Origin of the sequence: Catalinimonas locisalis (assembly GCF_038039535.1) — a bacterium.
GTDB lineage: Bacteria > Bacteroidota > Bacteroidia > Cytophagales > Cyclobacteriaceae > Catalinimonas.
On sequence record NZ_JBBPHP010000095.1, the window covers coordinates 1 to 2,021 of the forward strand.

The 2,021-nt window shown below is 50.0% G+C and carries 3 protein-coding genes; all 3 read right to left on the reverse strand.

The genetic code is table 11. The features are described from left to right. The coding region (locus tag WJR50_RS33950) for a response regulator (RefSeq protein WP_341297768.1) at window positions 1–314 on the reverse strand (314 nt) is incomplete at its 3' end. A gap of 31 nt (window positions 315–345) precedes the next feature. Next, a complete protein-coding gene (locus tag WJR50_RS33955; RefSeq protein ID WP_341297769.1) occupies window positions 346–849 on the reverse strand; it encodes a chemotaxis protein CheW in 504 nt (167 codons plus the stop codon). Window positions 850–869: 20 nt separating this feature from the next. Beyond that, a partial coding sequence (locus WJR50_RS33960) for a methyl-accepting chemotaxis protein (RefSeq protein WP_341297770.1) occupies window positions 870–2,021 on the reverse strand: 1,152 nt, incomplete at its 5' end.

Below are 2,021 nucleotides of genomic sequence, written 5' to 3' on the forward strand. Positions count from 1 at the left end.
GGCTTCACGATATAGTCATGAGCGCCTAGAGATTTGCCTTCTGCAATGACTGACTCCTGCCCCACAGCACTGATCATCACCACTTTGGAGGTCAGCTCTTCTTCCTGGTATACTTTCAGGATGTCGGTGCCTATCATATCGGGTAAGATATTGTCCAGAGTGATGATATCGGGCTGAAGCTCTATGGCCAGATCTATTGCTTCTTCTCCATTGGCGGCCTGACCTACCACCTCATAGCCTCCTTCTTCTACTGCATCTTTGATCAAAGTCCTCATGTACAAGGAATCATCTACGATTAATACACTTTTTGCCATCTTTTTCTCTTTTGGTTTTTCTATTGGTTTCTTATGCACTCACCTGCTCTTGGGAAAGCAACTGACTCATCTCTTTTTCCTGTATCACCTCAAAGACGTCTATGAGGATGATCAGACGACTGCCTGCTTTGACGATCCCTTTTACATAGGCCCCTGCTTCTTCTCCTTCCTGCATCAGCTGAGGAGACTCTTCTATCTCTGCTGAGCTCACCGACAGGGTGTTGGGCACTTCTTCTACCAGCACCCCCATCTTCACTGTATCGCTCTCCACCACCAGGGTGTAGTTGCTGCACTCATTCACATCTTTTTGACTGCTTTCCTTGATGCCAAACTTCTCCTCTAAGTCTACTATGGCGATGATGTTGCCTCTGATGTTGGCTACTCCTTTGATGTAGAAGGGAGTCTTGGGCATGCGGGTGATGTGAGGAGTCTGCACCACTTCCTTGATCTGGTCTATGGGGATGCCATACTCTTCTGCTCCCAGCTTGAAAACAATCAGCTGCTGTCTTTCCAGCTTTTGTGCTTGACTTGCCATCGGTTTCTGTTTTGGGGTGCTTACTTAAGACTTACCAGCTTGAACTGTCCTACTCCGGCTTGTAACTCGGCTGCGATCTGAGAGAGCTTGTTGCTGGCTTCGGTCACTTCTGCCATGCTGGCATTGAGGGCCTGCGAGGAGCTGGCTACTTCTTCTGTACCCGCGGCAGTCTCTTCGGCTACTACTACAATCTGCTCTATGTTCTTCACCACTGAGTCAATGGAGGCTTTCTGTCCTGAGCTAGCCTGCTGTATCTCTTTGGAGTAGCTCAGGGTCTCCTGGCTGGACTGGGCAATCTCCTGGAAGATGATATCTGCTTCCTTAGTAGCGGTACTACCCTCTTTGACACTGCCTTCCATCTTTTCTATGGCTTTGCCTGCCGACTGGGTGTCTTTCTGCACATCGCCTATGATCTTTTCTATGTCTACGGCGGATCTTCGGGAGTCTTCGGCCAGTTTGCGGATCTCTTCAGCCACCACAGCAAAGCCTCTTCCGGCATCTCCGGCACGGGCTGCTTCTATGGCAGCATTCAGGGCCAGAAGGTTGGTCTGGGCGGCAATGTCGGTGATCACATTCAGGGTGCGGCCGATCTCTTCTGCTCTCTGGGTCAGCACACTGATAGACTCTGAGGTGATGCCTGCCGAACTGCTGATGCCTTCCATGTTTTCTACCAGCTTCTTGATGATCCTGATGCCATTCTCACAGCTGCTCTGTCCTTTCTCAGCGGCTTTGTAGATGATGTCAGCTTTGCTTTCCATCTCATTGGCAGTGGTCATCACTTCTTCTACCAGTTTGGAAGATTCATCGGTTTTGAGGGCCTGGTCCTGGGCTCCCTGGGCCATTTGTGCAATGGCTGAAGCGACTTCGGTGGTGTTGTTTTTGATGCTTTCGCTTTTTTCCAGCATGTTGTTGGAAGAGCTGGCTACAAAATCGGCACTCTCTCCGATGCTGCCCAGCAGACCATTGAGGTTTTCTATGGCTACATTCAAGGCATCGCCCATTTCCATCACATAGCCTTCGGCGGCCATGTCAAATTTCTTGGTCAGATCCCCCTGGGCCAGGCTGGAAATGATGTCTCTTACCTGCAATACCGGCCCCTTAATCGCTGTGATATCCGTTGCGATCTTGATCACTTTCACAATATTGCCAACAGAATCCCGTACCGGGGTGTA

What these genes read in the sequence shown, in the direction of transcription:
- WJR50_RS33955 (WP_341297769.1), bottom strand. Translation starts at nt 849, where the DNA reads ATGGCAAGTCAAGCACAAAAGCTGGAAAGACAGCAGCTGATTGTTTTC.